Origin of the sequence: Streptomyces sp. NPDC050485, from assembly GCF_044458185.1 — a bacterium.
Taxonomy (GTDB): domain Bacteria; phylum Actinomycetota; class Actinomycetes; order Streptomycetales; family Streptomycetaceae; genus Streptomyces.
In genome coordinates this window covers 88,890-113,454 of the sequence record NZ_JBITHR010000007.1, presented here as the reverse complement: position 1 = coordinate 113,454, position 24,565 = coordinate 88,890, and the positions used below count along the sequence as shown (strand labels likewise).

At 72.6% G+C, this 24,565-nt stretch carries 22 protein-coding genes; 8 read left to right on the top strand and 14 right to left on the bottom strand.

Translation table 11 applies throughout. The annotated features are described in order from the left end of the window. Window positions 1–129: 129 nt before the first annotated feature. From ACIBK6_RS16520 to ACIBK6_RS16505, 4 genes are all read left to right on the top strand, one after another. Entirely contained in the window at window positions 130–402 is a 273-nt protein-coding gene (locus tag ACIBK6_RS16520) for a hypothetical protein (protein WP_399052188.1), read from the top strand. A gap of 168 nt (window positions 403–570) precedes the next feature. Further along, on the top strand, window positions 571–1,755 hold the full coding sequence (locus ACIBK6_RS16515) for a thiolase family protein (protein ID WP_399051938.1): 1,185 nt from the start codon (window positions 571–573) through the stop codon (window positions 1,753–1,755). A gap of 163 nt (window positions 1,756–1,918) precedes the next feature. Continuing rightward, window positions 1,919–3,355, top strand: a complete 1,437-nt coding sequence (locus ACIBK6_RS16510) for an aldehyde dehydrogenase family protein (protein ID WP_399051937.1) — start codon at window positions 1,919–1,921, stop codon at window positions 3,353–3,355. A 76-nt stretch (window positions 3,356–3,431) separates the two neighbouring features. Then, window positions 3,432–4,355 (top strand): AEC family transporter, encoded by a 924-nt coding sequence (locus tag ACIBK6_RS16505; RefSeq protein WP_399051936.1) that lies wholly within the window; start codon window positions 3,432–3,434, stop codon window positions 4,353–4,355. 11 nt (window positions 4,356–4,366) lie between these two features. On the opposite strand, the gene ACIBK6_RS16500 is transcribed toward ACIBK6_RS16505, so the two are convergent. From ACIBK6_RS16500 to trxA, 10 genes are all read right to left on the bottom strand, one after another. Continuing rightward, window positions 4,367–5,257: an endo alpha-1,4 polygalactosaminidase gene (locus tag ACIBK6_RS16500; RefSeq protein ID WP_399051935.1), complete on the bottom strand. Its 891-nt coding sequence runs from the start codon at window positions 5,255–5,257 to the stop codon at window positions 4,367–4,369. After that, window positions 5,254–5,916: a spherulation-specific family 4 protein gene (locus tag ACIBK6_RS16495; protein ID WP_399052187.1), complete on the bottom strand. Its 663-nt coding sequence runs from the start codon at window positions 5,914–5,916 to the stop codon at window positions 5,254–5,256. Before ACIBK6_RS16495 ends, ACIBK6_RS16500 begins: the two co-directional genes overlap by 4 nt. Continuing rightward, a complete protein-coding gene (locus ACIBK6_RS16490; protein ID WP_399051934.1) occupies window positions 5,913–6,821 on the bottom strand; it encodes an NAD-dependent epimerase/dehydratase family protein in 909 nt (302 codons plus the stop codon). Before ACIBK6_RS16490 ends, ACIBK6_RS16495 begins: the two co-directional genes overlap by 4 nt. Before the next feature lie 7 nt (window positions 6,822–6,828). Further along, a complete protein-coding gene (locus tag ACIBK6_RS16485) occupies window positions 6,829–7,542 on the bottom strand; it encodes an NDP-sugar synthase (RefSeq protein ID WP_399051933.1) in 714 nt (237 codons plus the stop codon). 31 nt (window positions 7,543–7,573) lie between these two features. Beyond that, window positions 7,574–8,575 carry a GDP-mannose 4,6-dehydratase gene (locus ACIBK6_RS16480; RefSeq protein WP_399051932.1) on the bottom strand — a complete coding sequence of 334 codons (1,002 nt, stop codon included), beginning with the start codon at window positions 8,573–8,575 and terminating at the stop codon, window positions 7,574–7,576. 102 nt (window positions 8,576–8,677) lie between these two features. Then, window positions 8,678–10,066, bottom strand: a complete 1,389-nt coding sequence (locus ACIBK6_RS16475) for a hypothetical protein (RefSeq protein WP_399051931.1) — start codon at window positions 10,064–10,066, stop codon at window positions 8,678–8,680. Beyond that, window positions 10,063–11,613: a GT4 family glycosyltransferase PelF gene (gene pelF, locus ACIBK6_RS16470; RefSeq protein ID WP_399051930.1), complete on the bottom strand. Its 1,551-nt coding sequence runs from the start codon at window positions 11,611–11,613 to the stop codon at window positions 10,063–10,065. The genes ACIBK6_RS16475 and pelF overlap by 4 nt, the downstream gene beginning before the upstream one ends. Before the next feature lie 102 nt (window positions 11,614–11,715). Continuing rightward, on the bottom strand, window positions 11,716–13,881 hold the full coding sequence (locus ACIBK6_RS16465; RefSeq protein ID WP_399051929.1) for a hypothetical protein: 2,166 nt from the start codon (window positions 13,879–13,881) through the stop codon (window positions 11,716–11,718). Between the two features lie 500 nt (window positions 13,882–14,381). Next, the gene (locus ACIBK6_RS16460; protein ID WP_399051928.1) at window positions 14,382–14,903 is read right to left on the bottom strand and encodes a hypothetical protein; all 522 of its coding nucleotides are present in this window, start codon (window positions 14,901–14,903) and stop codon (window positions 14,382–14,384) included. A gap of 299 nt (window positions 14,904–15,202) precedes the next feature. Beyond that, window positions 15,203–15,568, bottom strand: a complete 366-nt coding sequence (trxA, locus tag ACIBK6_RS16455; RefSeq protein ID WP_399051927.1) for a thioredoxin — start codon at window positions 15,566–15,568, stop codon at window positions 15,203–15,205. A 126-nt stretch (window positions 15,569–15,694) separates the two neighbouring features. On the opposite strand from trxA, the gene ACIBK6_RS16450 reads away from it, so the two are divergent. Then, window positions 15,695–17,134 carry a dihydrolipoyl dehydrogenase family protein gene (locus ACIBK6_RS16450; RefSeq protein WP_399051926.1) on the top strand — a complete coding sequence of 480 codons (1,440 nt, stop codon included), beginning with the start codon at window positions 15,695–15,697 and terminating at the stop codon, window positions 17,132–17,134. Window positions 17,135–17,204: 70 nt separating this feature from the next. Here ACIBK6_RS16450 and ACIBK6_RS16445 read toward each other — a convergent pair whose 3' ends face one another. Both ACIBK6_RS16445 and ACIBK6_RS16440 read right to left on the bottom strand, forming a co-directional pair. Then, window positions 17,205–17,963, bottom strand: coding sequence for a hypothetical protein (locus ACIBK6_RS16445; RefSeq protein WP_399051925.1), 759 nt, complete (start codon window positions 17,961–17,963; stop codon window positions 17,205–17,207). Between the two features lie 64 nt (window positions 17,964–18,027). Continuing rightward, entirely contained in the window at window positions 18,028–19,251 is a 1,224-nt protein-coding gene (locus ACIBK6_RS16440; RefSeq protein ID WP_399051924.1) for an MFS transporter, read from the bottom strand. A 61-nt stretch (window positions 19,252–19,312) separates the two neighbouring features. Between ACIBK6_RS16440 and ACIBK6_RS16435 the strand changes: the two genes are divergently transcribed. From ACIBK6_RS16435 to ACIBK6_RS16425, 3 genes are all read left to right on the top strand, one after another. Next, a complete protein-coding gene (locus ACIBK6_RS16435) occupies window positions 19,313–20,287 on the top strand; it encodes a transcriptional regulator (RefSeq protein ID WP_399051923.1) in 975 nt (324 codons plus the stop codon). A 47-nt stretch (window positions 20,288–20,334) separates the two neighbouring features. Then, window positions 20,335–20,838, top strand: a complete 504-nt coding sequence (locus tag ACIBK6_RS16430) for a GNAT family N-acetyltransferase (protein WP_399051922.1) — start codon at window positions 20,335–20,337, stop codon at window positions 20,836–20,838. A gap of 271 nt (window positions 20,839–21,109) precedes the next feature. After that, window positions 21,110–22,378: a phosphodiester glycosidase family protein gene (locus tag ACIBK6_RS16425; RefSeq protein ID WP_399051921.1), complete on the top strand. Its 1,269-nt coding sequence runs from the start codon at window positions 21,110–21,112 to the stop codon at window positions 22,376–22,378. A 143-nt stretch (window positions 22,379–22,521) separates the two neighbouring features. Here the strand turns inward: ACIBK6_RS16425 and ACIBK6_RS16420 are convergent, their stop codons facing one another. Beyond that, entirely contained in the window at window positions 22,522–23,568 is a 1,047-nt protein-coding gene (locus ACIBK6_RS16420; protein WP_399051920.1) for a M4 family metallopeptidase, read from the bottom strand. Window positions 23,569–23,728: 160 nt separating this feature from the next. Continuing rightward, window positions 23,729–24,559 carry a hypothetical protein gene (locus ACIBK6_RS16415; protein ID WP_399051919.1) on the bottom strand — a complete coding sequence of 277 codons (831 nt, stop codon included), beginning with the start codon at window positions 24,557–24,559 and terminating at the stop codon, window positions 23,729–23,731. Between the last annotated feature and the right edge of the window lie 6 nt (window positions 24,560–24,565).

Genomic DNA, 24,565 nt, shown 5'->3' with positions numbered 1-24,565 from the left:
GGTCCGTGACGGCTTGGCCACCGACAGGTGACGTGATCTTGACGGGAGGGGTTTGTGGGGCGGGAGGGACGGCGTGCGGGCCGGGCGTCGGGTGTTTAGCGTCGGGGCATGAGCAATCAACCGCGGCGCATGAGCCGTCACCCGCAGCGATTCGAGATCCTGCTGGTTCCCGAGCACGTCGAGGACCGGGGCGGTGCCTCGGTGGCGGACAGCGCCGTGCGGTCGGCCGTCGTGGAGGCGACCGGTGAGACGGGATCCTCGGGCTATCCGCGCTACGCCGGGCACGGCATCGTGGCCGACATCGATCCGGCCAGCCACGCGATCGAGGCGCTGCTGGTCGACGGATCCGAGCTGGACTACGGCCTTACCGCGATGGTCGTGCCGCCGCGGACCGGGTTCTAGGGGGTGTCCGGCCCTGACCCACCGGACATCCCCTAGCCCGGGGGCCCGTTGACAGTGGGCGGCGGCGGGCAGAGACTCGGTCGCGGCCATTCATGAACATCACTTCACTGGGCGAACAGGCCGCCGTGGTGGGCCCGACGCGGTGAAGAGATCCGTGGGAGAGACCCGATGAGCATCCGCGACGTGTACATCGTCGACGCCGTCCGCACCCCGATCGGCAAGTTCGGGGGTGCGCTCGCCGGAGTACGGCCCGACGACCTCGCCGCGCATGTCGTCAGGTCGCTGGTGGACCGCACCCCGGAGCTCGACCCGGCCCGCATCGACGACGTGTACTTCGGCGACGCGAACGGCGCGGGCGAGGACAATCGCGATGTGGCCCGCATGGCCGTGCTGCTGGCCGGACTCCCCGTCTCGGTACCCGGCGTCACCGTCAACCGGCTCTGCGGATCCGGGCTCGAAGCCGTCATCCAGGCCGCCCGCGCCATCGCCGTCGGCGACGCCTCGGTTGCCGTCGCGGGCGGCGTCGAGTCGATGTCCCGCGCCCCCTGGGTGGTGCAGAAGCCCGAACGCGCCTTCCCCGCGGGCCATCAGCAGATGTACTCGACCACCCTCGGCTGGCGCATGACCAACCCGGAGCTGCCCGCCGAGTGGACGGTCGCGCTCGGCGAGGGCGCCGAGCTCATCGCCGACAAGCACCGTATCGGCCGCGAGCAGCAGGACGCCTTCGCGCTCGACAGCCACCGCAAGGCCGCCGAGGCGTGGGCCAAGGGTCTCTACGACGGCGAGGTCGTTCCGTACGAGGGTGTCGCTCTGCTTCGCGACGAATGCATCCGCGAGTCCTCGACCCCTCAGGCGCTCGCCCGCCTCAAGCCGGTCTTCCGCAAGGACGGTTCGGTGACCGCGGGCAATGCCTCGCCGCTCAACGACGGCGCCGCGGCCCTGCTCCTCGTCGACGAGGAAGGGCTGCGGGCCACCGGCCGCGAGCCGCTCGCCCGGATCCGCAGCTCCGCCGTGACCGGCATCGAGCCGCAGCTCTTCGGGCTCGGCCCGGTCGAGGCGGTGCGCAGGGCGCTCGCCAAGGCGGGCCGGGGATTCGGCGACCTCACGACCTTCGAGCTGAACGAGGCGTTCGCCGCCCAGTCGCTCGGCTGCCTCGCCGAATGGCCCGGACTCGATCCCGCCGTGGTCAACCCGCGCGGCGGCGCCATCGCCATCGGCCATCCGCTCGGTGCCTCCGGCGCCCGTCTCGCCGGAGCCGTCGCCCACCAGCTCGCGGCCGCCGGTTCCGGTACGGGTCTGGCCGCGCTCTGCATCGGGGTGGGCCAGGGCCTCGCCCTCGTGCTCGAACGCTGACGGGTGTAATTCCAGGGGGAGTTGGGGCAGCAGAGCAGCGCTCGCCCCGGGTTTTCGTTGAGCGGTGAATCATCCTACGATGGCGCCCGCGCGGTGGCGGGCGTCCGACGGCCCCGCCCCGCCCGGGACTTCCCCTGCGCGACAGAGTGACTGGAGATCCTTCATGACCCTGCTCGATCCCAAGACGTGGCAGTCCAGCAGGCTCTCGGGGGGTGAGTGCGAGGTCACCGAGCCCGCCACTGGGGAGTCGCTCGGCGCCGTCACCCTCGCCACCGCCGAGGACGTCGAGGCGGCCGCCGAAGCCGCCGCCGCGGCGCAGACCGCCTGGGCGCGCACCCCGCACGTCGCCCGCGCCGCGGTCCTGCGCGGGGCGGGCGACCTCTTCGCGCGCCACGCCGAGGAGTTGAGGGAGTGGCTGATACGCGAGTCCGGCTCCGTCGCCGGCAAGGCGGACTTCGAGCTGCACGTCGCCGCGCAGGAGTGCTACGAGGCGGCGGCCCTGGCGTCGCGGCCGCTCGGCGAGGTGCTGCCGAGCGAGCAGCCCCGGCTCTCCTACACCCGCCGGGTCCCGGTCGGCGTGACGGGCGTGATCGCCCCGTTCAACGCCCCGCTCATCCTCTCCATCCGCTCCGTCGCGCCCGCGCTCGCGCTGGGCAACGCCGTGCTGCTCAAGCCCGACCCGCGGACCGCCGTCTGCGGCGGCCTCGCGCTCGGGGCCGTGTTCGCCGAGGCCGGACTTCCCGAGGGGCTGCTGAGCATCCTGCCGGGCGGCGCCGAGACCGGGCAGGCGCTCGTCGCGGACCCACGGGTCCCCGTGATCTCGTTCACCGGGTCGACCGCCGCGGGGCGCCGGGTGGGAGGGGCTGCCGGGCGTCAACTCAAGCGCGTACACCTGGAGTTGGGCGGAAACTCCGCGCTCGTCGTCCTCGAAGACGCGGACATTGAGAGCGCCGTCGCGCAGGCCACCTGGGGGTCCTTCTTCCACCAGGGCCAGATCTGCATGACCACGGGCCGGCACCTCGTGCACGCCTCGCTGTACGAGGAGTACGTCGAGCGGCTCGCCGCCAAGGCCGACGCGCTGGCCGTGGGCGATCCGTACCGCGAGCGGGTCCACCTCGGCCCGGTCATCGACCGGCCCCAACTCGCCAAGATCCAGGGCCTGGTGGAGGCCAGTACCGCCCGCGGCGCCCGGCTCGCCGCGGGCGGCACGCACCGGGACCTCTTCTACCGCCCCACCGTGCTGGCCGACGTCGACGACCACACTCCGGCCTACGCCGAAGAGGTCTTCGGGCCGGTCGCGCCGGTCCGCCCGTTCGCCACCCTGGACGAGGCCGCGGCGCTCGCCGCCGCGGGCCCGTACGGACTCTCGCTCGGCATCGTCACCCGGGACACGGCGCTCGGCCTGGAACTCGCGGACCGCGTCCCGACCGGGATCGCCCACATCAACGACCAGACGGTCAACGACGAGGCCGTCGCGCCCTTCGGCGGCATCGCGGCCTCCGGCACCGGCGCCCGGTTCGGCGGCTCGGCCAACCTGGACGCCTTCACCGAACTGCGCTGGACCACCGTGCGCCGCGAACCGGCGGGCCACCCGTTCTGAGAGCCGTGTCTAAACCCCGCCCGGGCATCCTGACCCCGGCCGCGAGTGGCCGGAATCGCCCGGGCATCCTTGGCCGGTGCACTCGGTTCTCTCCGGCTTCCTGCCCATCTGGACCATCACCGCGTTCGGCTGGGCCGCCGGACGGTTCGAGCTGCTCGGCGGCCAGGCCCAACAGGTGCTCGGCCGCTTCGCGTTCACCTTCGCGATGCCGTCCCTGCTGTTCCTCACGATGGCCGGGTCACGGCCCGGCGAACTCGCCAAGCCCGGGGTGGCGGTCTTCGCCCTCAGCCTGCTCGCCGTGTTCGCCGCGGGGCTCCTGGCGAGCAGGAGGCTGTTCCGGCGCAAGAGGGCCGAGCAGGCGATCGGCGCGATGGCCGCGTCCTACGTGAACTCGGCGAACCTCGGCATCCCGGTCGCCGTGCACGTCCTGCACGACACGTCCTTCATCGTGGCCGCCGCGCTCTTCCAGATGCTGTTCATCACGCCGCTGATCCTGGTGCTCATAGAGCTCGACGTACGCCGTGACGCGGGCAGGCGCCGACTGCGGATGCTCCAACTGCCTGTCCGCAACCCGGTGGTGGGGGCGTCGGCGGCCGGTGTGGCGGTGGCCGCGCTCGGGCTTCAGCTGCCCGCCGAGGTGACCTCGCCGCTCCAGATCCTCGGCGGCGGCGCCGTCCCCGCGGCGCTCTTCGCCCTCGGCATGTCGCTCACCGGCCGGGCCGCCGCCGACCCGGAAGGGCGCGCCGAGCGCTCCCTGATCGTCACCCTGAAGACCGCCGTGCAGCCGCTCCTCGCCTACGCCCTGGGGAGGTGGGGCTTCGGTCTCGGCGGGCACGAGCTGTTCGCGGTGGTGCTCTGCGCCGGGCTGCCCACGGCGCAGAACGCCTTCATCTTCGCCTCCGAATACCGCCTCGACACGGCGCTGCCCAGGGACACCGTGCTGCTCTCGACCCTGCTGTCGATGGCGTCCCTGTCCCTGATCGCGGCCCTCCTCGGCTGACCGGACACCGCTCAGCAGGGCTGGCGCCAGGTGTCCAGCTTGAGGTTCTTGCGCATCGAGGACAGGCCGAGTTTGTCGGACTCCGCACAGAAGTCGCTGGTGGGCAGCGCGTACTCGACATGGAAGACCGCCTTGCCCGCCTTCACGAAGGGCGTGAGCTGGTTGCACTCGTCGAACTGCGCGCACTGCTCGTTGACGGCGAAGTCGAAGTCGGGCAGCAGCTCGGGGATCTGCTGGAGATCGTTCTTGAGCCCCACCGCGAGGCCCCGGGCGTGCGCGATCCGGGAGACCATGCGGTTGTACGCCAGTTGGTCACCGGCGCTCAGCGGGAACCCCGTCTTGTTGAGGTAGCCGTCCATGAGATCCGGCTCGACCGCGTCGAAGCCCTTCTCGCGGCACATGTCGAAGCGCCGCTCCATCAGGGGCCGCAGCACGTCGATGCGCCGGATGTCGAGCCAGCGCTCGCCCTCCCAGCCGTTGTTCTCGCCCTGCACCTCGCGGGGGAAGGCGTCCTTGTCGGGCCGGAAGTTCTCCCAGGCGCCCGCGTTGATGTAGCAGATCGCCCTGCGGCCCTGGCGGTGCAGCTTGGCGACGTCGGCAGCGGTGTTCTCGAAGCCGTCGATGTCGTACACCGGGACGTCCGGGCCGCTGTCCACCCGGCCGTTGAGCTGCCACTGCCAGGCGGTGCCCGGCTTGGGCTGCCACGGCTTGCCCTTGGCCGGACCGCTCGGCGAGGGGGTGGCCGGCCCGCTCGGCGCGGGCGCGGTGGGGGCGGCGGGGCCGGAGGCGGTCGGCTGCGGCTCGTCCGGGCCGTCCGCGCCGTCCGAGGAATCCGAGGAACAGGCGGTGGCGAGGAGGAGCAGGGCGACGGCCGTGCACATCAGGGGCAGGGTGCGGTTCATGGTGTCTTTCCGGGAAGTACGGGCGGCAGCGCCGCCCAGGGATTGGGTAGTTCACGCTCGACCACACAGCACACGCCCGCACCGCGTTCCCGTACGGTCCGCAGCGCGAGCTCGGTGAGCGCCCCCGGCACCCCGTACACGAGGTGGCACAGGCGCTCCGGTGGTTGGCGGTCGGCCCAGCCGGGCCGCGTGAAGGCGGACACATACGTCGTCCAGTGCCCTTCGAAGGTGACGACGAGATCGGCGGTCCGCAGATACCCGGGCGCCGGATGGACGCCCGGGTTGAGCACCACGGTGGCCGCGCCGCACCGCCGAGCGGCCCGGGCGACCCGCCGCACCAGCGGCAGGCCGGTCCGGTCGGCGGGCGCCCGGTCCAGGAAGCATCCGTCGGCCCGGTACCAGTCGCGGTGGTGCCGCAGGTCCCGCAGTACGCAGGCGACGGGCCGGGCGCCGTAGTCCAGGTCGACATAGCCGAGCACCCGGACCCCGGCCGCGCGCAGCGCCCCGACCGACCCGGTGAACGCCGGGTCCGGGGCGTCGCCCGGGCCGTCCGCCGCGTTCAGCACCACCGCGTAGAGCCCGGCCGCTGCCTCGGCGAGCAGGCGCCACGCGGCCGGGTCCTCGGCGGGGTGGACGTAGAGCGGAACGAGCAGCATCAGTGCACCGGTTCCCGGTCCGGCTCGGCGCGCACGGCCGCCCACAGCGCGGCCGCCGAATCGGCCAGGCGGTGGTTTGGCGACCACTCCAGGGTGGTGCGGGCGGCGCCGGGGTCGGAGCACTGCCAGGGGACGTCCGCGGAGCGCGCGGAGCCCTCGGCGCCTTCCTCGATCCGCCCCTTGAAGCCGGCCGCGCGGGCGAGCTCGTGCACCAACTCCCTTACCGGGACGGCCTGTCCGCTGCCGATGTTGAGCACCGGGGGCAGCGGGCCCGCGGCGGTCGCCGCGAGGACCGCCGCGTGGGCGACGTCCCGCACGTCGATGAAGTCCCGGTGCGCGGAGAGATCGCCGAGCCGCACCACGGACCGGGGTCCGACATCGCGCAACTGCCGTGCCAGGCGCCCCGGCAGCCCGGCGGCGGGCGCCCCTGGGCCGACCGGATTGGTGATCCGCAGGACCACCGCGTCGAGCCCGGACGAGGTGACGGCCAGCGTGCCGGCCAGCTTGGTCGCCCCGTACAGGGTGCTCGGGCGGGCCGCGGCCTCCTCGGTGACGCGCTCGCCGATCCCGGTCGGCCCGTACTCCGCCGCCGAGCCGAGCTGGACGAGCCGGGCCGCCGGGGCGGCCTCGCGCAGCGCCGCACACAGCACGGCGGGTCCGCGGACGTTGACCTCGGCGAGGGACACGGACTGCGGACCGACCACACCGGCGCAGTTGATGACGGCGTCCGGCGCGAACGAGTAGAGCCGCTCGGCGAGTTGGCCGGATCCGACGGTGGCGAGATCGACGGCGAGGTCCGCGGCCGGGCCGCGTCCAGCGCCGAAGAACCGTACGCCGGGCAGGGCGCGCAGCTCCCGGGCGACATGGCCGCCCAGATAGCCGCTGAAGCCCAGTACAAGGATGCGCATGGTGAGTTCAGGCCCCCTTGAGCAGCAGCGAGCGGTGGGTGGTGAACTCGGCGTTCGCCCGGTCGTAGTCGTCCGGGCGGCCGATGTCGAGCCAGTAGCCCTCGAAAGCGTAGGCGTGCGGCGGGGTTTGGGCCTTGAGCAGGTCGAGCACCAGCTCGTCGAAGCCCAGCGGAAGGCCCGCGGTGTAGTCGGCCAGGGTCTCCAGGGACAGGCCGTACACGCCCATCGACACCCGGTAGTCCATGCTGGGCTTCTCGGTGAAGGCCACCACCTTGGTGTCCTGGGTGGTGAGCACCCCGAAGTCGATGTGCACCTTGCGTGCGTAGGTGGCGATCGTCAGCGGGGCGCCGCTGGTGCGGTGCTGGTTCAGTACGTCCGCGTAGTCGAGGTCCGTGAGGATGTCCCCGTTCATGACGAGGAAGGACTCGGGCAACCGCTCCCGCATGGTCAGCAGCGGGCCGATGGTGCCCAGCGGGCTCTCCTCGGTGCTGTAGTCGATGTCCAGGCCCCAGCGTTCGCCGTCGCCCACGTAGGCGCGGATGATCTGGCCCAAGTGGCCGATCGCGATGGTGCATCCGGTGAACCCGGCGGCCGAGAGCTGGCGCAGCACGATCTCCAGGATCGCGTGCTGGTCGCCGATCGGGACGAGCGGCTTGGGCAGCGCCGTGGTGTAGGGCCGCAACCGGACGCCCTTGCCTCCGGCGAGTATCACTGCGTGCATGGGAGCCTCCCTGAGAGTGGGCCTGGCGGGGTCAGATGTTGTAGATGCCGGTCTTGTAGCGGGCGAGGTTGCCGGGGTCGCGGAAGAACTCCGCGGTCCGCGCCAGGCCCGACTCCAGGTCGTGCTCCGGCTGCCAGCCGGTGGCCCCGGTGAGCCGGCTCGCGTCCGCGACCAGGCGCATCACCTCGGAGTTGGCCGGTCTGATGCGCCGGGTGTCCTCCTGGACGTCGAGCTCGGCGCCCGTCACCTTGCCGATCAGCCGCACCAGGTCGCCGACCGAGATCTCGGTACCGGTCCCCGCGTTGAAGGTCTGCCCCACCACCCGCTCGGCGGGGGCGGTGCCCACGGCGAGGAAGGCCCGCGCGGTGTCGGCGGCGAAGGTGAAGTCCCGGGTCGGCCGCAGATCGCCCAGGGTGATGGTGCGCGAGCCCGCCGCGACCTGGCCGATGACGGTGGGGATCACGGCCCGCATCGACTGGCGCGGCCCATAGGTGTTGAACGGGCGCAGCGTCACCACCGGGGTGGCGAAACTCGCGAAGTAGCTGTCCGCGAGCCGGTCCCCGCCAGCCTTCGAAGCGGCGTACGGGGACTGGGTGTTGATGGGGTGGTCCTCGGTGATGGGCACGGTCTTGGCGGTGCCGTACGTCTCGCTGGTCGAGGTGTGCACCAGCCGGGGGGTCCCCAGCGCGCGGACCGCCTCCAGGACGTTCAGGGTGCCCGTGACGTTGGTGTCCACATAGCTGTGCGGGGCCTGGTAGGAGTACGGGATCGCGATGAGGGCCGCCAAGTGGTAGACGGCTTCGGCGCCTTCGGCCAGGCCCCGTACGGAGCCCGGGTCCCGGACGTCGCCGAGCACGATCTCCACCTGGTCCAGGACATCGGCCGGGAGCGTCTCCAGCCAGCCGTAGGAGGAGAACGAGTTGTACTGGGCCATCGCGCGGACCCGGTGCCCGGAGGCGACCAGGGCCTCGGTGAGGTGGGAGCCGATGAAGCCCTCGGCTCCGGTGACGGCGACAAGCGGTGCGGATGTCAACTGCCGTTCCTTTCAAGGGTGTTCACAACATTCGGTGATCATTCGGGTGCGGTGCGTGAGGCCGGTGCCCCGGCCTGGGCCGGGTGCGTGCGGTGCGGTGGGTCAGGCGTGCGCGGTCGGCCGCCCGAGCAGGTGGAGCGTGCAGCCCGCCAGGGCGGTTGCGGCGGCCGTACAGCAGAGCAGCTGCATGAGTGGTCCGAGCGGGGGTGCGAGCAGCGCGTCCGAGGCGACCCCGGTCGCGGCGGCCAGACTCAGCGCGGCCGGCGGCCAGGCGATGCCGAACGCCTGGAGCAGCAGCGCCGTCCACAGCAGGGCGGCGAGCGCGAGCAGCGGCGCGGGCTCCGCCCCGGTCAGCAGCGCCGCCGGGAACAGGGGGAGCAGATAGACGAGGAGGCAGCCCGCGAGGACCGCGGCCGAACGCCGGCGGAACGCCGCCGGAGTGGCCGTCGCCCGCAGCGCCGCCACCGACAGACCCCGGTAGCGGTAGAGCAGCCATTCGGCGGGGCCCATGCTGAGCGTCAGCGCGATCACCGCGAGCGGATGCCGCTCCCCGGCGAACACCACGAGCACACCGGCGGCGAGCCCGAACAGGCCGTAGGGGAGCGAGGAAATGAGCGGGGGCGCGGGGGAGTCGGCCGGGGTGGATCCCTTGAGGGTGTCGCGCACACAGTGGCCGACGGCCGCGAGCACCAGGATCAGGGTGAGCACGCTCACCCCGATGCGCGGCAACGGACCGGGATCCCGCCACGGCAGCATCGCGCCCCCCGCGATCAGCGGCGTGAGGGCGGCGAGCAGGAGCCGCTCGCGCGCGAGGACCAGCAGGACCCCGGCCGCGGCGAGATAGCAGGACTGGCCCACCACGAACACCGCGGCGCGGCCGGGGCCGGCGATGGCGAGGCCCGTGAGGGAGGCGAGCAGGGCGCCGAGCGGCGCGCCGGTCAGCAGGGTGCGGGCCGCCGCCGCCCGGCTCGACGCCATCCCCAGATAGGCGCGGTGGCCGAGCCCCTGCCCCCAGGCCCAGGAGACCAGACCCGCGAGGACCAGTGCGAGCACCGCCTCCTCGCTCTGCCACAGCCGGGCGGTCAGCGGATAGGCGATTGAGGGCAGCGCGAACAGGGCGCCGCGCAGCGCGCACCGCACCGGGTCGGGCGCCCAGGGATCGGCGGCCGCGGGCGGCTCCGGGAAGCTGCGCGGCACCCGGGCGTAGAGGTCCTCGGCGAGCGCGAAGAGATTGCCGTGGCCGTACTCGTCCGCGATCTGCCGGGCCGTCAGGCCCTCGGACTCCAGGAGGGCCGCGACCTCGTAGGCGTGCACGGCCGGTCCGATCTGCTCGACGAGCCGGGCCGCGAGCCGGTCGACAGCGGCGCCCTTGCCCACCCGCCCGGCTCCCGCGTTCGGCAGGCGCAGCGTCATCGTGGACTCGGCGGCGAGCCGGAGCGTCAGCGCGTCGTCGCGGCCGCCGGGCGGCTCCAGAGGGATCGGGCCGCTCATCCGGCCACCCGGCTCAGATCGGCGGCCGCGAGAGGGGACGCGACCAGGCGCAGCTCCGTCGTGGTGTCCTCGCGGGCGTCCCGTCGCCGGACCGGAACGGACCCGCCGCGGACCGGGAGTTCGAGGTAGATCGCCCGGAAGGTGTCGACGGTCTGCCGCAGCGTGAACTGCTCGACCACCCGCAGCCGGGCCGCTTCCCCCATGGCGGCCCGGCGTCCCGGATCGCCGAGGAGTTCCAGGGCGGCCGCCGCCATCGCGGCCGGATCGCGCGGCGGCACCACGAGCCCGGCCGGACCGACCGCCTCGCGCACCCCGCCGACGTCCGTGGAGACGGTGGCCCGGCCGCACGACATCGCCTCGATGAGGGTGAAGGGGAAGCCTTCGCTGATGCTGGACAGCATGACGACGTTGCCCGCCGCGTAGGCGTCCCTGATGTCGTCCACGCGGCCCTCGAAGGTGACCGCGCCGCGCTGGCCGAGCGAGTCCGCCAGCGCCTCGCACCGCTCCCGGTACGCCTCGCCGCCCCTGGGTGTGCCGCCGAACAGGCGCAGGGTGGCTTCCGGGAGTTCCGTACGTACCCGGGCGAAGGCGCGGATGAGCGTCTCCAGGTCCTTGATCGGATCAACTCGGCCTGCCCAGCTGAGAGTTGGGGTGGCCGGCTCGGGTCCGGCGGGCGGGAAGGCAGCCGGGTCGACCCCGTTGTACACGGTGCGGATCAGCCGCGGGTCGGCCCCGCCCTGCTCCTCCCACAGCCGGTTGTACTGATTGCCCGGCGTGATCAGCGCGGCCCGCCGGTACGTCTCCTCGGCGAGCAGCCGGAAGAAGCCGAGCAGCACCGCCTTGACCGGCCAGCGGTAGGGAGCGGTCCGGTAGCCCAGATAGCGCTCCCGCAGATACACCCCGTGCTCGGTCAACAGCAGGGGTACGCCGTGGAGTTCGGCGCCGACGAGGCCCGGCAGGACGGCCACGCCGCCGCTGACCGCGTGTGAGACGCCCTGGCTCGGCGGCTTCGCGGCGAGCGGCCGCAGCACGTGCTCCAGGAGCCCGGTCGCGGTGACCGCGTCGTGCAGGGTGGGCCGCGCCTCGCGCACGGCGAGCCCGGGCCGGTTCCACACCTCGGTCATGACCCGTATCGCTCGGTCGCCACGGAGCGCGGGGCTGAGCAGGCCGTCCCTGGCCGCCTCGGCAAGCTCGTACAGCGCCGGTCCGAAACCGCTCTCGGCGCGGGGGTCGAGCAGGGCGGTCAGGAAGCGTTCGTACGCCGTCATCAGGCCTCGCAGCCGGCGGCCGCGCGGGGCCGGACCGCCGGGTGCGGGGCCCCACATGGGGAGCGAGACGGGCTCGGAGACGTGCGGTGGAAGCTCCCACGCGATGGGCTCGCGCCCGGTGCCGGTCACCGCGATGATGTCGAAATCGATGTCGGGCATCGCGGTGACGAGCTGGTCGCACCAGACGCTCACCCCGCCGTGGCTGTGCGGATAGGTGCCCTCGGTGAGCAGGGTGACCCGCGCCGCGCCGGAGCGCGGCGCGCGGTGTCGTACGTGCATGCGTGCGCTCCGCGGCTGGAGAGAGCGGTGGGTGGTGAAGGCGGCCCGGCGGCCCGCCGCCGCAGCGGCGGCGGGCCTGTGGAGCCTGGATGCGGACCGGGGTCAGCGCCGCTCGGCGCTGTACGGCACCGGCTTGGCGACACCGGCGGGGACCGGCGTACGGGGCGTGCGCTGCGGTGCCGTGCCACCGGCGGAGTGCGCGGGGTGGCTCTGCGGTGCCAGGGCTCTCGCGGGGGCCGGGGCCAGCGCCAGTCCCACGCCGCTCTGCCCGGACTCCGGCGACACCCAGCCGGACACACTGCCCGCGTAGGCCTGGCCGAACCCGGTGGTGCCGCTCCGCAGGACCTGGTGGGTGCCGTTCGGCATCGTCGCGGTGACCTGCACACCCGGCGGAGCCTGCACGGTCACGCTGTCGCCGATCCGGTAGGCGGTGACCTGGCCGGCCTTCACCGCGCTGTTCCAGAGGCTCCGGTTGTGCAACTCCGCGCCGATGTCCTTCATCCGCGGGTTGACCAGCGGGGCACTGGCCGCGTACAGCGCCTTGTACTGGCCGAGCACTCCGTCGAGGACGGGGTAGCCGATCCGGTCCTCGGCGAGGTTGGACTGGTGGATGAAGTGCGGCCGCGGGTCGTTGCCCAGCACATGGCCGAGGGCCACCTGGGTTTCGAGGGGCACGATGTGACCGGCGTACCCGGTGGCCGCGTCGAGCGGCGCGGGCAGACAGGTGGTGTCCGGCAGGCCCTCGCACAGGCCGCTGCCGCCCTGGGCCCGGCTGGTGTAGATCCAGTTGTACTCGGAGACCTGCTCGGAGACGTGGCCCGCGTTGTAGAAGATGTTGACCGGGTAGCGGGCGACGGTGAGCGCGGAGCCGACCGCGCGCTGCTGGGGGTCGCGCGACATGTCGGCGCCGAGCCAGTCCACGTTGTTGGCGGCCAGCGCAGGGGCGACGTAGGGATTGTCGGCGGGCTGCTGCGGCAGCAGCCTCATCCCCGAGTGCTCACCGGTGATCAACTCGTCGGGCACGACGGGCAGTCCGGCGGTCTTCGCCCACTGCACATTGTCGGAGATCTCCTTGGATATCTCGGCCTGGCTCACATAGCGGGTGGAGCCGTCCGGGTTGGTCGCGCACTTCCACGGCACGACCGTGACGTTCTGCTCGCAGCCGAGGAAGGCGTGGTCGTAGGTGTGGTTGATCCAGCGGAACTGGTCCTTGTCAAGGGCGAGTTCGTCGGCGAGCGGATCGCTGCCGTTGTGCTCCGCCCGGTATTCGACGCTGCCGCCGCCGTTGTAGGCGAGGTCGAGCGTGAAGTTGCGGGACTTCTCCCAGGCGACGGCGTTGCGCACATCGTCCGGGGTCATCCGGATGGTGCTCTGGACGCCCTGCCCGGGCGGGCAGTCCACGTCGCCCGGCGTGCAGTGGAGCCTCGTGTCCCAGCGGTCATCACCGGCGTACATGTCGTCCACGTGGACCGCGAAGTAATTCCGTGCGGCGCCGAGCCGCACGTCCTGGGTCATCCAGTCGACGATGCCCCGGGCGAGCAGTTTGAACTGCTGCTGGTACTGGTTGTACGCGAAGGTGACGACCAGTTCCCGGCGTCCGTCGTGGCGGTACTCGCCGACGAGGCTGCCGTTGCCGGTCTTGCCGGGGATCGGTGCCTCGACGTAGCTGGTGAAGTCGGCGCCCGCGGCCGGTTGGGCGAGGAAGGCGTAACTCTCGCTGACGGAAGGCGAGTTGTCCTCGAACGGCACGCTTGCGTTGAGGTAGCCGAACGGTCCGCCGCGGCCCGCGGTGGTCACCTGGGCCCGCACACCGTCCACCGAGCCGCTGTACCCGGGCGTCTGCAACCCGACCTGCGGGCGTGCGTAGGTGTAGGCGTCGACCTGCGGGATCGCGTACGCCGTCTCGTACGCGGCGAGCGCCGCCATTTCGGTGGAGCCCGCCGGGAACGGGTTGTCGTTCGCCAGCACCACGGACTGGAACCTGGCCCGCGGCCGGCCGTCCACGGTGTCGGCGAGGAACGCGGAGTCGATGACGGGGCGGCCGGTCTGCCCCAGGTCCACCATCGTGTACGGGGTGCCCTCGCCGTCCAGTTCCGCGGCGATCGCGGTGGTGGCGGGACCGCCGTCCGAGACGACGAGGACCCGTAGGTCGATGCGCGGCGCAGGCGTCGCGGAGAACGCCGGCGCCGTTGGTAAGCCGAGTGCGAGCAGCAGCGCGCCGGCGGCCGTGCCGGTCAGGTGTCTGCTGCGGTATCTGTTCCGCTTCACGCGGTGAAGTCCCCTCCCCTGGAGGTCCGTTCGGCTCCCCTGCCGGGACGGACCCCGCCCCCCGCGCAACGGTGGCCCCCGCGAGGAGGGCCGTGCCGTTCCGCTCTGACGCGTCACATAGTGCGGCTCTTCTGGGAGGTTCCGAGTGGCTGCTGTGAAACATGACGAAAAAGTGCGGCCGGTGTGCGCCGGCGCAGAGCGGTGCACACGGCGGTGGGAGCGCTTCCGGCGTGGCCGGGCTCTGCTGGGCCGGGGCGGCAAACTCGGAGGAGCCCGGGGGAGCAATCGCTTTCGGCCGGGGGCGCACGAGGGCGCGTCCTCATCAATGGTCCAGACAACATCGGCGCCCCAGACCGCGTCCGGTTTTCGGCCACATGAGCGAAGCCCGCACTCGAACGAGGGATCCGGGGACGCGGCCCCGGACGCACGGAACCGGCCGACCCGGGGGGATGGGCCGACCGGCGTGCGTGGGGCCGCGCAGGAGCGCGGCCGGTCCGGAGCTAGTGGGCGCCGGGCGTGGCGCAGTTGACCCGCGTCGTCGGGGAGTTGAAGACGCCGTCCTTGTGGCTCTGGCTGTTGTTGAACTCGTAGTAGACGTACGAGTAAAACGCGATGTCGCCGTTGCAGCCGGAGGTCGGGGCTATCTGCACCGGGATGGTGACGGTGCGGCTGGTGCCCGGCGCGACCGGGACCGAGTAGTTCACGCCGAGCGTCGTGGTGCCGGTCCCGGTGCAGGTGACGCCCGTGCCGGAACACGAGGCGAGCGTGTACTTCAGGTCGGTGCGCTGGGCGGTCTGCCAGGTCGGCTGCACCGACTGGTAGACGAACCACACATCGGTGGTCTGGTTGTTGGTGAAGGTCATCTTCAGATTGACCGTGGCGCCCGGGGTGGCCGCCGGCTGGTCGACGCTGAAGCTGATGTCGGGGGCGGCGGCGCTCGCGGACTGGCCCAGGCCGAAGAGGGCGAGGGCGAAGGCGAGGACCGCGGCGAAGCTGAAACGCCCCAGGTGTGTGATTCGCATGAGGACGGAGAGTAGAAGCACGACCACATGACGTCCGCCGGATCTGCACACTGTGGAGCCCGCCCTGGCTCGAACCCTGCGGACCCCAACAGGCCGTCGATTGGCGCCAGTTGGCATCTTGACCACGCCCCGCCCCAGCGCCGCTCCGGTGCGCGGAAGCGCTCACGCGGCCCGGCGGCGGGCGACTGACCGGTAACCGTCGCACCCCGCCGGGCCCAGCAATGGCGCATTCCGCCGGACCGGTCCAACGGCCCGCTCCCGGGGCGGGGAGAGGGCCGTGCGGAGTGGCGGAACGCGGGCTACTTCTGCTGCGCCGCCTCGACCGACTTGCGCACCTCGTCCATGTCCAGGGCGCGAGCCTGGCCGATGACGTCCTCAAGGGCGGTCGCGGGCAGCGCGCCGGGCTGCGCGAAGACCGCCACGTTGTCGCGGACGATCATCAGCGTCGGGATCGACCGGATGTCGAAGGCCGCCGCCAGCTCCTGCTGCGCCTCCGTGTCCACCTTCGCGAAGACCAGGTCGTCGTGGCGCTCGGAAGCGGCCTCGTACACCGGGGCGAACTGCCGGCACGGGCCGCACCAGGAGGCCCAGAAGTCGATCAGCACGAATCCGTTGTCGGACACGACCGAGTCGAAGTTCTCTTTGGTCAGCTCGACAGTCGCCATCACACGCTCCCTCTTCCCGGCCCCGGGCTGGGGCCGCCTCGCACAACGGCACGCGCCGTCGCGGTATTCCGTCTTCGGCGCGTGCCCACCTGGCCAGGGAGTACACCCCGCACCAGACTGTTGCCTATGACGGAAGCCGAGGAATACGACGTGGTGGTGCTGGGTGCCGGACCCGTCGGCGAGAACGTCGCCGACCGGGCGAGGGCGGCGGGCCTGAGCTGTGCGGTGGTGGAGAGCGAACTGGTCGGAGGCGAGTGTTCGTACTGGGCCTGCATGCCCAGCAAGGCGCTGCTGCGCCCGGTCGTCGCCCGCGCCGACGCCCGCAAGGTTCCCGGCCTGCGCCAGTCGGTGCGGGGCCCGCTCGACGCCGGAGCGGTCCTCGCGCACCGCGACGACTACGCCTCGCACTGGAAGGACGACGGGCAGGTCGCATGGCTCGACGGCATCGGCGCCCACCTCTACCGCGGGCACGGGCGCCTCTACGGCACCCGCAAGGTCAGCGTCAGCAGCCCCGAGGGCGAGCACCACGTCCTGACCGCCCGGCACGCCGTCGCCGTGTGCACGGGCAGCCGCGCCGTGCTGCCCGACCTCCCGGGGCTCGCCGACGTGCGGCCCTGGACCAGCCGCGAGGCCACCAGCGCCCAGCGGGTGCCGGGCCGGCTCGTGGTGGTCGGCGGGGGAGTGGTGGCCGCCGAGATGGCCACCGCCTGGCAGGCGCTCGGCGCCCAGGTCACCGCGCTGATCCGGGGCGCCGGACTGCTGCCCAGGATGGAGCCCTTCGCGGGCGGACTCGTCGCCGATTCGCTCCGGGAAGCGGGCGCGGAGATCCGCACGCACACCTCGGTCACGGATGTCGTACGCAATGTCGCGACCGGCGCGGTGACGGTCTCGGTGCGCGGGCCCGAGGGCGACGAGCGCCTGGAGGCCGACGAAATCCTCTTCGCCACCGGCCGGGCGCCCCGCACGGACGACATCGGCCTGGAGACCATCGGCCTCGACCCCGGCTCCTGGCTGCCCGTGGACGACTCCTGCCGCGTCCAAGGCAGCGACTGGCTGTACGGGGTCGGCGATGTGAACCACCGGGCGCTCCTCACGCACCAGGGCAAGTACCAGGCGCGCATCGCGGGAGCCGCGATCGCGGCGCGGGCCGCCGGGATCCCGGTCCTGGAGAGCGACCGCTGGGGCGCCCACAACGCGACCGCCGACCACGCGGCCGTCCCCCAGGTCGTCTTCACCGAGCCCGAGGCCGCCTCGGCCGGTCTCACCCTCGCCGAGGCGGAGGCCGCGGGCCACCGGGTGCGCGCCGTCGACTACGACATGGGCGGCGTCGCGGGCGCCGGACTCTACGCGGACGGCTACCGCGGCCGCGCCCGCATGATCGTGGACGAGGACCGCGGCGTGCTGCTCGGTGTCACCTTCGTCGGCCCCGGCGTCGGTGAGCTGATCCACTCGGCGACGGTCGCCATCGCGGGCGAGGTCCCGCTGGAGCGGCTGTGGCACGCGGTCCCGTCGTACCCGACGATCAGCGAGGTGTGGCTGCGGCTCCTGGAGACCTATCGCGGTTGACGGCCGTCCGGGCAGATCATCGCCGCGAACCGAATGCCGGTGATGCTACGAGTTGGATCGCTCTCTCCAGTCAACTCCCGCCATCTGTACGTTCCGTGGCCGTCAGCGCCCGTCCATGTCGCTCTCCGGCTCTGCGGGCGCGTCCGCCGGTCCGGGTGGGCCCGCGGGTCGCCGCCGGGTCGGCCGCGACCGGCTGCCACAGGCGTGGCCAGTGGCGCTGGACCACGGCGGCGACCAGGCCCACGACGATGCCGGTGATCACGGGCTCGCCGTGGCCGTCGCCGAGCAGCAGCAGGACCGCGCCGTCGGCCGCGATCGCCGCGGCGAGCAGCCAGTGGCGCCGACCGGGGCGGATGAGCAGGGCGAGCCCGGCGATGCTGGTGGCGAGCCGGAAGGTCAGGCCCGAGTTCCCGCCGCCGGGCGGCCCGTGGACCAGGAAGGTGTCGATGCTGAACACGAGCAGGATGGCCGCGGCGATGGCCGGCATCATGCGGGTCCCCCACACGCGTTCGGCGGCGAGAGCGATCACGGCCAGGACGAAGAGGTTGAACGCGGTTCCCCCGACCCCGCCGTCCTGCACCATGAACGAGGTGAACGGCCGCCACCACTGGTGCCGGTCGATGATCAGGCCGGAGTCGCGGTGCAGGGCGTCGTACAGCTGCGGGAGCGCGAACTGGAGCAGCGAGGGGACCGCGACGAGCAGCCACAGCCCGACCGCGGCTTTGGGAGGGTTGCGCGGGCTGAACGTCAGCCGGGGCAGCCCCTCGACGACCTTCATGACCAGCACGATCATCAAGATGTACAGAGCGGGCGACAACACAGGGGTCATGACCCTTGACTACCCCGCGACCCGCCCGTCCTCCCGGCACCACGCGGTATCGGCCACGCTTCCCTCACACCCCGGACACCTGCCGCGGTGTGGTGCGCCCGCCCTCAACAGGGCGGCGGGGCCCGCGAATTCGGCCGGATCCCGCCATGAGCGCCAGCGCGAGCGTGACCGCGATCGACGCCGCCGCCGTCAGTGCCATGGCCGTGCCCGGCGAGGTGCGCTGGGCGACCGTGCCCGCGACGGCGGCGCCGATGCCCTGGAAGGTGAGCATGCCGCTGGAGTGCAGGCCGAGGGCCTGGCCGGTCATGGCATCCGGGGTGCGGGCCATGAGCTGCTCCTGCTGGAGCAGGCCGGCCGCGTATCCGACGGAGGCGAGCGCGACGGCCGCGACGGCGAGCGGCAGCGCCGGGTGCAGGGCGAGCGGCAGATAGGGACCGGCGAGCAGCAGCAGGAGCGGTACGGGCAGTCGGCGACGCCAACTCGCGGTCAGGAAGCGGCCGGTGACGGTGTCTCCGGCGAGCATCCCGACGGCCGCCGCGGCGAAGAGCAGCCCCGCGTGCTCGGGTGCGTACGGCACGAAGAGGGATTCGCAGCCGACGATCAGACCGTTCGGCACCCACAGCCCGAGGTAGAGGCGTCGGCGTGAACCGGACGCCCATAGACGGGAGTTGACCCGCCAGGTCTCGGTGACGGAGGGGCGGCCTTCGGCCCGCGGCGGACGGCGGGTGAGCCGGAGGCGGGCCAGGGCCGCGGCAGCCGCGTACAGTGCGGCGCCCGCGAGCAGGGTGCCGCGCGGCGAGAGCGCGGTCACCAGGACGCCGCCGACGGCGAACCCGCAGATCTGCGTCGTGCCCACGCCCATGTTGAGCACCGAACGGCCCAGCAGATAGCGGTCCTTGGGGAGGATCTCGTTGAGCAGCCCGTACCGCACCCCGCCGCCGACCGAGGCGACCAGGCCCTGGCAGAGCAGGACGGCGAAGACCGCCCCGACGGGCAGGCCCGGCGCCGCGAGCAGGGCGGTGCTCACCGCGAAGGCCGCCGCGATCGCGGTCGTCGCGGCGCGCGGTGGCAGCCGGTCGGCCGCCGACATCAGCAGGCTCGCCCCGATCACCTGGGTGAAGGAGGAACCGAACATGCTGAGCGCGGAGAGCAGCGGCGAGCCGGTCGCCGCGAAGACGAGGGTGGCGAGCGCCAGGCCGCTCACCGTCGCAGCGGCGACCTGGACGGAACTGACGAGGAAGAAGGATGTGAACTCCGGCGTGCGCCCGAGTTCCCGGTAGGTGGGCATGGCGGGCAGTCTCGACGGCCGCGCCGCGCGGCCGTTACTGTTTCGCGGGGAGGCGAAACCAATGGGGTGGTGGCAGGTCAGCGCGGACACCCTCGCGGGCAGCCGGTTCGTCGTCTCGCCCCTCGCCGAGACCACCGCGAGCCTCTTCGCGCTGCTGGCCCCGACCGCCCGCCACCCGGGGGAGCGGGCCTGGCTCGATGCCCATCTGCCCGCGTTCCGGGCGAAGTTGGCGGCCGATCCCGTCACCGCACGGCTCGTACGCGCCGTACGCAGCGCCCGCTGGACCGCGGACTTCCTCGTGCCCACGCCGACCGGCGACGGCGAGCCCGCCTTCCACGAGGAACTGGCGAAGATCCGCGCCACTCCGGCCGCGACCGTCCACGCGGACCTGGTCGAGACGATCGGCGGTCCGCTCCCCGCCGCGCTGCGGCGCGACGATCTGCAGGACCGCACGGCGGACCTCCTCGACTGGCTGTGGAACCGGGCGGTGCTCCCGGACTGGCCGCGCCGCCGCCGGGTCATCGAGGCCGACATCATCGCGCGCACCGGGCAGTTGAGCCGGGGCGGCTGGGCCGCGGTGCTCGACGACATGCGGCCCGGGATGCGCTGGCTGGGCGAGAGCCGCATGCAGATCAATGTGTACGACTACCCGCCCCGGGACATTTCCGGTGCGCGACTGCTCTTCCTGCCGGTCACGCCGCGTCAGTGCTGGGTCAGCTGGGACGACCGCGGCCACTACGCCGTCGTGTACTCGTGCACCGGCGCGCTCGCCGAAGCGGGCCGCGCGGCGGTGCCCGAAGCCCTGGGCCGGCTGCTCGGGCCGGGCCGCGCGGGCGTGCTCGTCCTGCTCGACACCCCGAAGAGCACGAGCCACCTGGTGGCGCTGACCGGCCAGGGGCTGGGCTCGGTGGGCCGTCACCTCAAGATCCTGCTCGACGCCGGGCTGGTGGGGCGGCGCCGGTCGGGGCGCTCGGTCCTCTATTACCGGACGGCCGCGGGCGACGTGCTGGCGGCGGCCCCGTCCGGCGCCGGCTGAGCCGCGCAGGCGGCCGACGCCCCCCGTCTATGAGTAATACTCTCCACATGTCTTCACGTGTTACGGGTTCGCGGGGCGCGGCGCACGGCGGGGTGACCGTCCGGCGGGCGGTCGCGCGCGACGCCAAGCGGCTGACCCGGCTCGTCCGCGGCTCCGGCGCCTACGAGGGCCCGTACGCGCCGATGGTCGCCGGGTACCGGGTGGGCCCGGACTACATCGAGACCCATGAGGTCTTCGTCGCGGTCGGCCCGGACGGCCGGGTGCTCGGCTTCTACGCGCTGATCCTTTCGCCGCCCGAGCTGGACCTGATGTTCGTCGCGGACGACGCCCAGGGCGTCGGCGTCGGCCGCCTCCTCATGGACGACCTGAAGAGCCGGGCGCGCGCCGCCGGGCTCGGCCGCGTGCGGATCGTCTCGCACCCGCCCGCCGAGGGCTTCTACCTGAGCGTCGGCGCCGAGCGCGTCGGCACGGTGGCGGCCAACCCGCCCGCCGTGATGTGGGACCGCCCGGAGCTTGAACTCCCCACTGATGAAGACGAGTTGGGGTACTGAGGAGAGATCGGCGTCCTGCTGGACGGCTGATCGCGTACGAGCCCGACGCGGCTTCCCGCTGTCGCTGGCGTCCCCGCCCCGGCGCCCCTTCCGTAGGCCCGCAGAGGCCGGGCGGGTCATCCGGTCGCCTGACAGCGGTCGAGATGTTCGAAAAGCCCGCTTAAGTTGTGAAACGGCGCGCCAGGCCGTCCGCGGCCATCGGCCGCCGCCGGGCACGACCTCGTGCGGATGGGGCCGTGAAGGTCACGAGGAATCCGGGAGCGAGGGCGACATGGCGCACAGGGCGGGACGGCCGGTCGGCGGCGGGCAGGGCGACCGGAGCGGACCGGATGCGGCGGCCGGTGCGAACGCGCGCGGGCCGGGCCCGGCGAAGGCCGCGCGACGGCGACTGGTGCCGTGGAAACCCCGGAGCGCGCTGACACCGGCACAGCTCGGCCGTCGCAAACTGGCCACCCGGGGCGCACTCGCGGTGTGTGTGGTGTGTGTCGGCGCGCTCGGCTACTCGGTGGGGGAGGTGCTGACCTACCCCGGTGACGAGAGCACGGCGGCGCGGCTGGCGGGCTGGGCCCGCGAACACAAGCTGGGCGTCGTCGTCGACAAGCTGGAGAACCTCCAGTACGAACTCGACCCGCCGAAGGTGGGCGGCACCCTGCCGAGTGAAGCGCTCGCCCGCATGAAGGCGACGGCCCCCGCCATGCCGGTCCACCACCAGGAGGTGCCCCTGCGCTCCCCGATGCGGCCGCTGGTCAGTCCCGCCCTGCCGGGCGAGGGGGTGTGGCGGGTGCTGAGCACCGCACACGGCGAGCCCGTCGTGCAGGGCACCTACGTGCGCCCCGACGGCGCCCACACCTCCTACCAGGCGGCCGTCGCCTGGGTCAGCGCCAAGAGGGCGCGCTTCCAACTGCATCCGGGGCTGCGCGAACCCGGTGGCACCTTCTCCGTACCGCCCGCCATCCCGCAGGGAAGCCGCACCGGTCTCCTCGCCACCTGGAACGGCGGCTTCAAGGTCACCGACGGCGGCTCGCACGGCGGCTTCTACCTCGACGGCAAGACGGCGGGCAACCTGCGCGACGGCGCGGCGGCGGAGGTCTTCTACAAGGACGGCTCGATCGGGATCGGCCAATGGGGCCGTGACATGCGGATGACACCCGATGTGGCCGGCGTGCGCCAGTGCCTGGAGCTCATGGTCGACAACGGCCGGGTCGTGCCGGACATCGACGTCGACTCCAAGTGGGGTGCCACGGACCAGAGCCGGATGTTCGTGGAGCGCTCGGGCGTCGGGGTGACCGCGGAGGGCGACGTCATTATGGTCGTCGGCCAGGCGCTCACCGCCCGCACCCTCGCCGAACTGATGCAGCAGGCCGGCGCGGTGCGCGCCATGCCGCTGGACATGAACCGGGCCTGGCCCTCCTTCATGAGCTACGACTCCGCGAGCGATCCGGCCAACCCGAAGCCCACCAACATCCTCGACTTCGGCAACCCGGCCGAGCGCTATTACAACCAGGCGACCCGGGACTTCGTCGCCGTCTACGCGAAGTGAGGACAGCGCGGGCACACACCCCGCGTTGTCCCCGGCACCGGATTCCCCGGCGGCGGCTGACCGGCCGCGCGCCTCGGCACGACCCCGACAGCGGGGGCGTGCGGGCCGAGGGAGCGCGGCCGTCCCGTGCGACTGTGCGGCCGCTACGTCGTCGGCACGCCGACCTGGGACCAGGCCTTGAGCACCGCCTGGATCTCGTCACCGTCGCCGAAGAGCTTGCGCGCGGTCGCCGCTGTCAGCCGTGCGAAGTCGGCGAACTGGGCGCCGGTGGCGAGCCCGCCGCCGGTGAGCGTGGCGTACCAGATCTTCCCGGCCCGCTCCCAGGCGTTGCCGCCGAGCTGCGAAGCCACCAGATAGAAGGCGTGGTTGGGGATGCCGGAGTTGATGTGCACCCCGCCGTTGTCGCGGCTGGTGCGGACGTAGTCGTTCATCGTTGCGGGCTGCGGATCCTTGCCGAGCTTCGGATCGTCGTACGCCGTGCCGGGGGCCTTCATCGAGCGGAGTGCCTCGCCGTGGACGGTGGGGGCGAGCAGACCGGAGCCGATGAGCCAGTCGGCCTGATCGGCGCTCTGGCCCAGTGCGTACTGCTTGATGAGTGAGCCGAACACGTCGGAGACGGACTCGTTGAGCGCGCCGGACTGGCCGAAGTAGTCCAGGTTCGCGGAGTGCTGGGTGACGCCGTGGGTCAGTTCGTGGCCGATGACGTCGATCGGCAGGGTGAAGTCGCCGAAGAGCTCGCCGTCGCCGTCGCCGAACACCATCTGGTCGCCGTTCCAGAAGGCGTTGTCGTACTTCTCGCCGTAGTGGACGGTCGCGATCAGCGGCAGCCCTGAGTCGTCGATGGAATGCCGTCCGTACGCCTTCAGATACAACTCGAACGTGGCACCCAGGCCCGCGTGCGCCCGGTTGACGGTGGCGTCGCCGGAGGGCTGGTCGCCCTCCGCGTGCACCTTCGTGCCGGGCAGCGTCTGCTGGTGACCCGCGTCGTAGATGGTGCGGTCGGGCTTGTCGGACGGGGTGGCGGTGGGGGCGGCGACGCCGCGCACGGTGGTGATCCGGCGCTGGGTGCGCAGCAGGGCGTCGCGCTCCAGGGTGCGGCGCGCGGGCCCGTACACGGCCGGGTCCTCGTGCTGGGAGAGCCTGTCGAGGATGTGGGGTGGCACCACGGTGCAGAAAACGGCTGAGTTCATGCGCATCAATGTGGCACAGCGTTACTTAACTGTCACCGGACGCAGTCCAGTTGGCTGGAAACGTGCTGCCCGACGGGCGCCCCTTGCCGAGAAGGGGCGCCCGTGGTGTGAGGGGGGCGGCTGTTTCGGCCGGGAGCCGGGCGCTGCCGGGAGGTGCCCGCTACTGACGGACCGGCTGCTCCGCCGGTGTGTCCTTGTGACTGGCCGCCAGGTAGGCGACGAGCGCGACGATCGGCACGATGAGCGCCAGAGTGACCGGTCCGGTGCCCCAGCCGAGGCCGGACCGGGCCGTGGGCACGCCCATCCAGTCGGCGAAGGAGGCACCCAGCGGCCGGGTCAGGATGTACGCCCACCAGAAGGCGGCCACCGCGTTCAGCCCGAGGAAGCGGCCGGAGAGGGCGGGTACCGCGATGAAGGCGGCGAAGAGGAAGCCCGACGCGACATAGCCCAGCTTCAGCGTGCCCGCCGTCAGGTCGCCGACCGCGGTGCCCAGGGCGAAGGTGGCGAGGACGGTGGCCCAGTAGAAGGTCTCGCGGCGGCGGGTGCGGATGCTGTGGATCGACAGCGTTCCCTCGCTGACGTACCAAACGATCAGGATGGCGGCCAGCGCCACGGTGAAGGCCACCGCGGAGACCGTGTACGGGATGCCCGCCACGACGTGCACGACATCGGCGGCCATGGTGCCGAACACGCTGACCATGACGATCGCCGACCAGTAGGTCCAGGGCCGGTACCGGTCGCTGCGGAACTGCAGCACCAGCGCGACCACCAGGCCCGTGAGTCCGAGGCCTCCCGCGGGAATCGGGCCGAGCGTGCGGCCCAGGTAGTCCGACGCGGTCTCGCCCATGCCGGTGGTCAGCACCTTGACGATCCAGAACAGGGCCGTGACCTGGGGCACCTTGCTCCAGTTCGAGCCGGTCGGATACGCGGCCGCCCGGTGCCGCCCCTCCGGTCCCGGCCTGGTCATGGCCTCGCTGATCGGCTGACCCATGGTCGC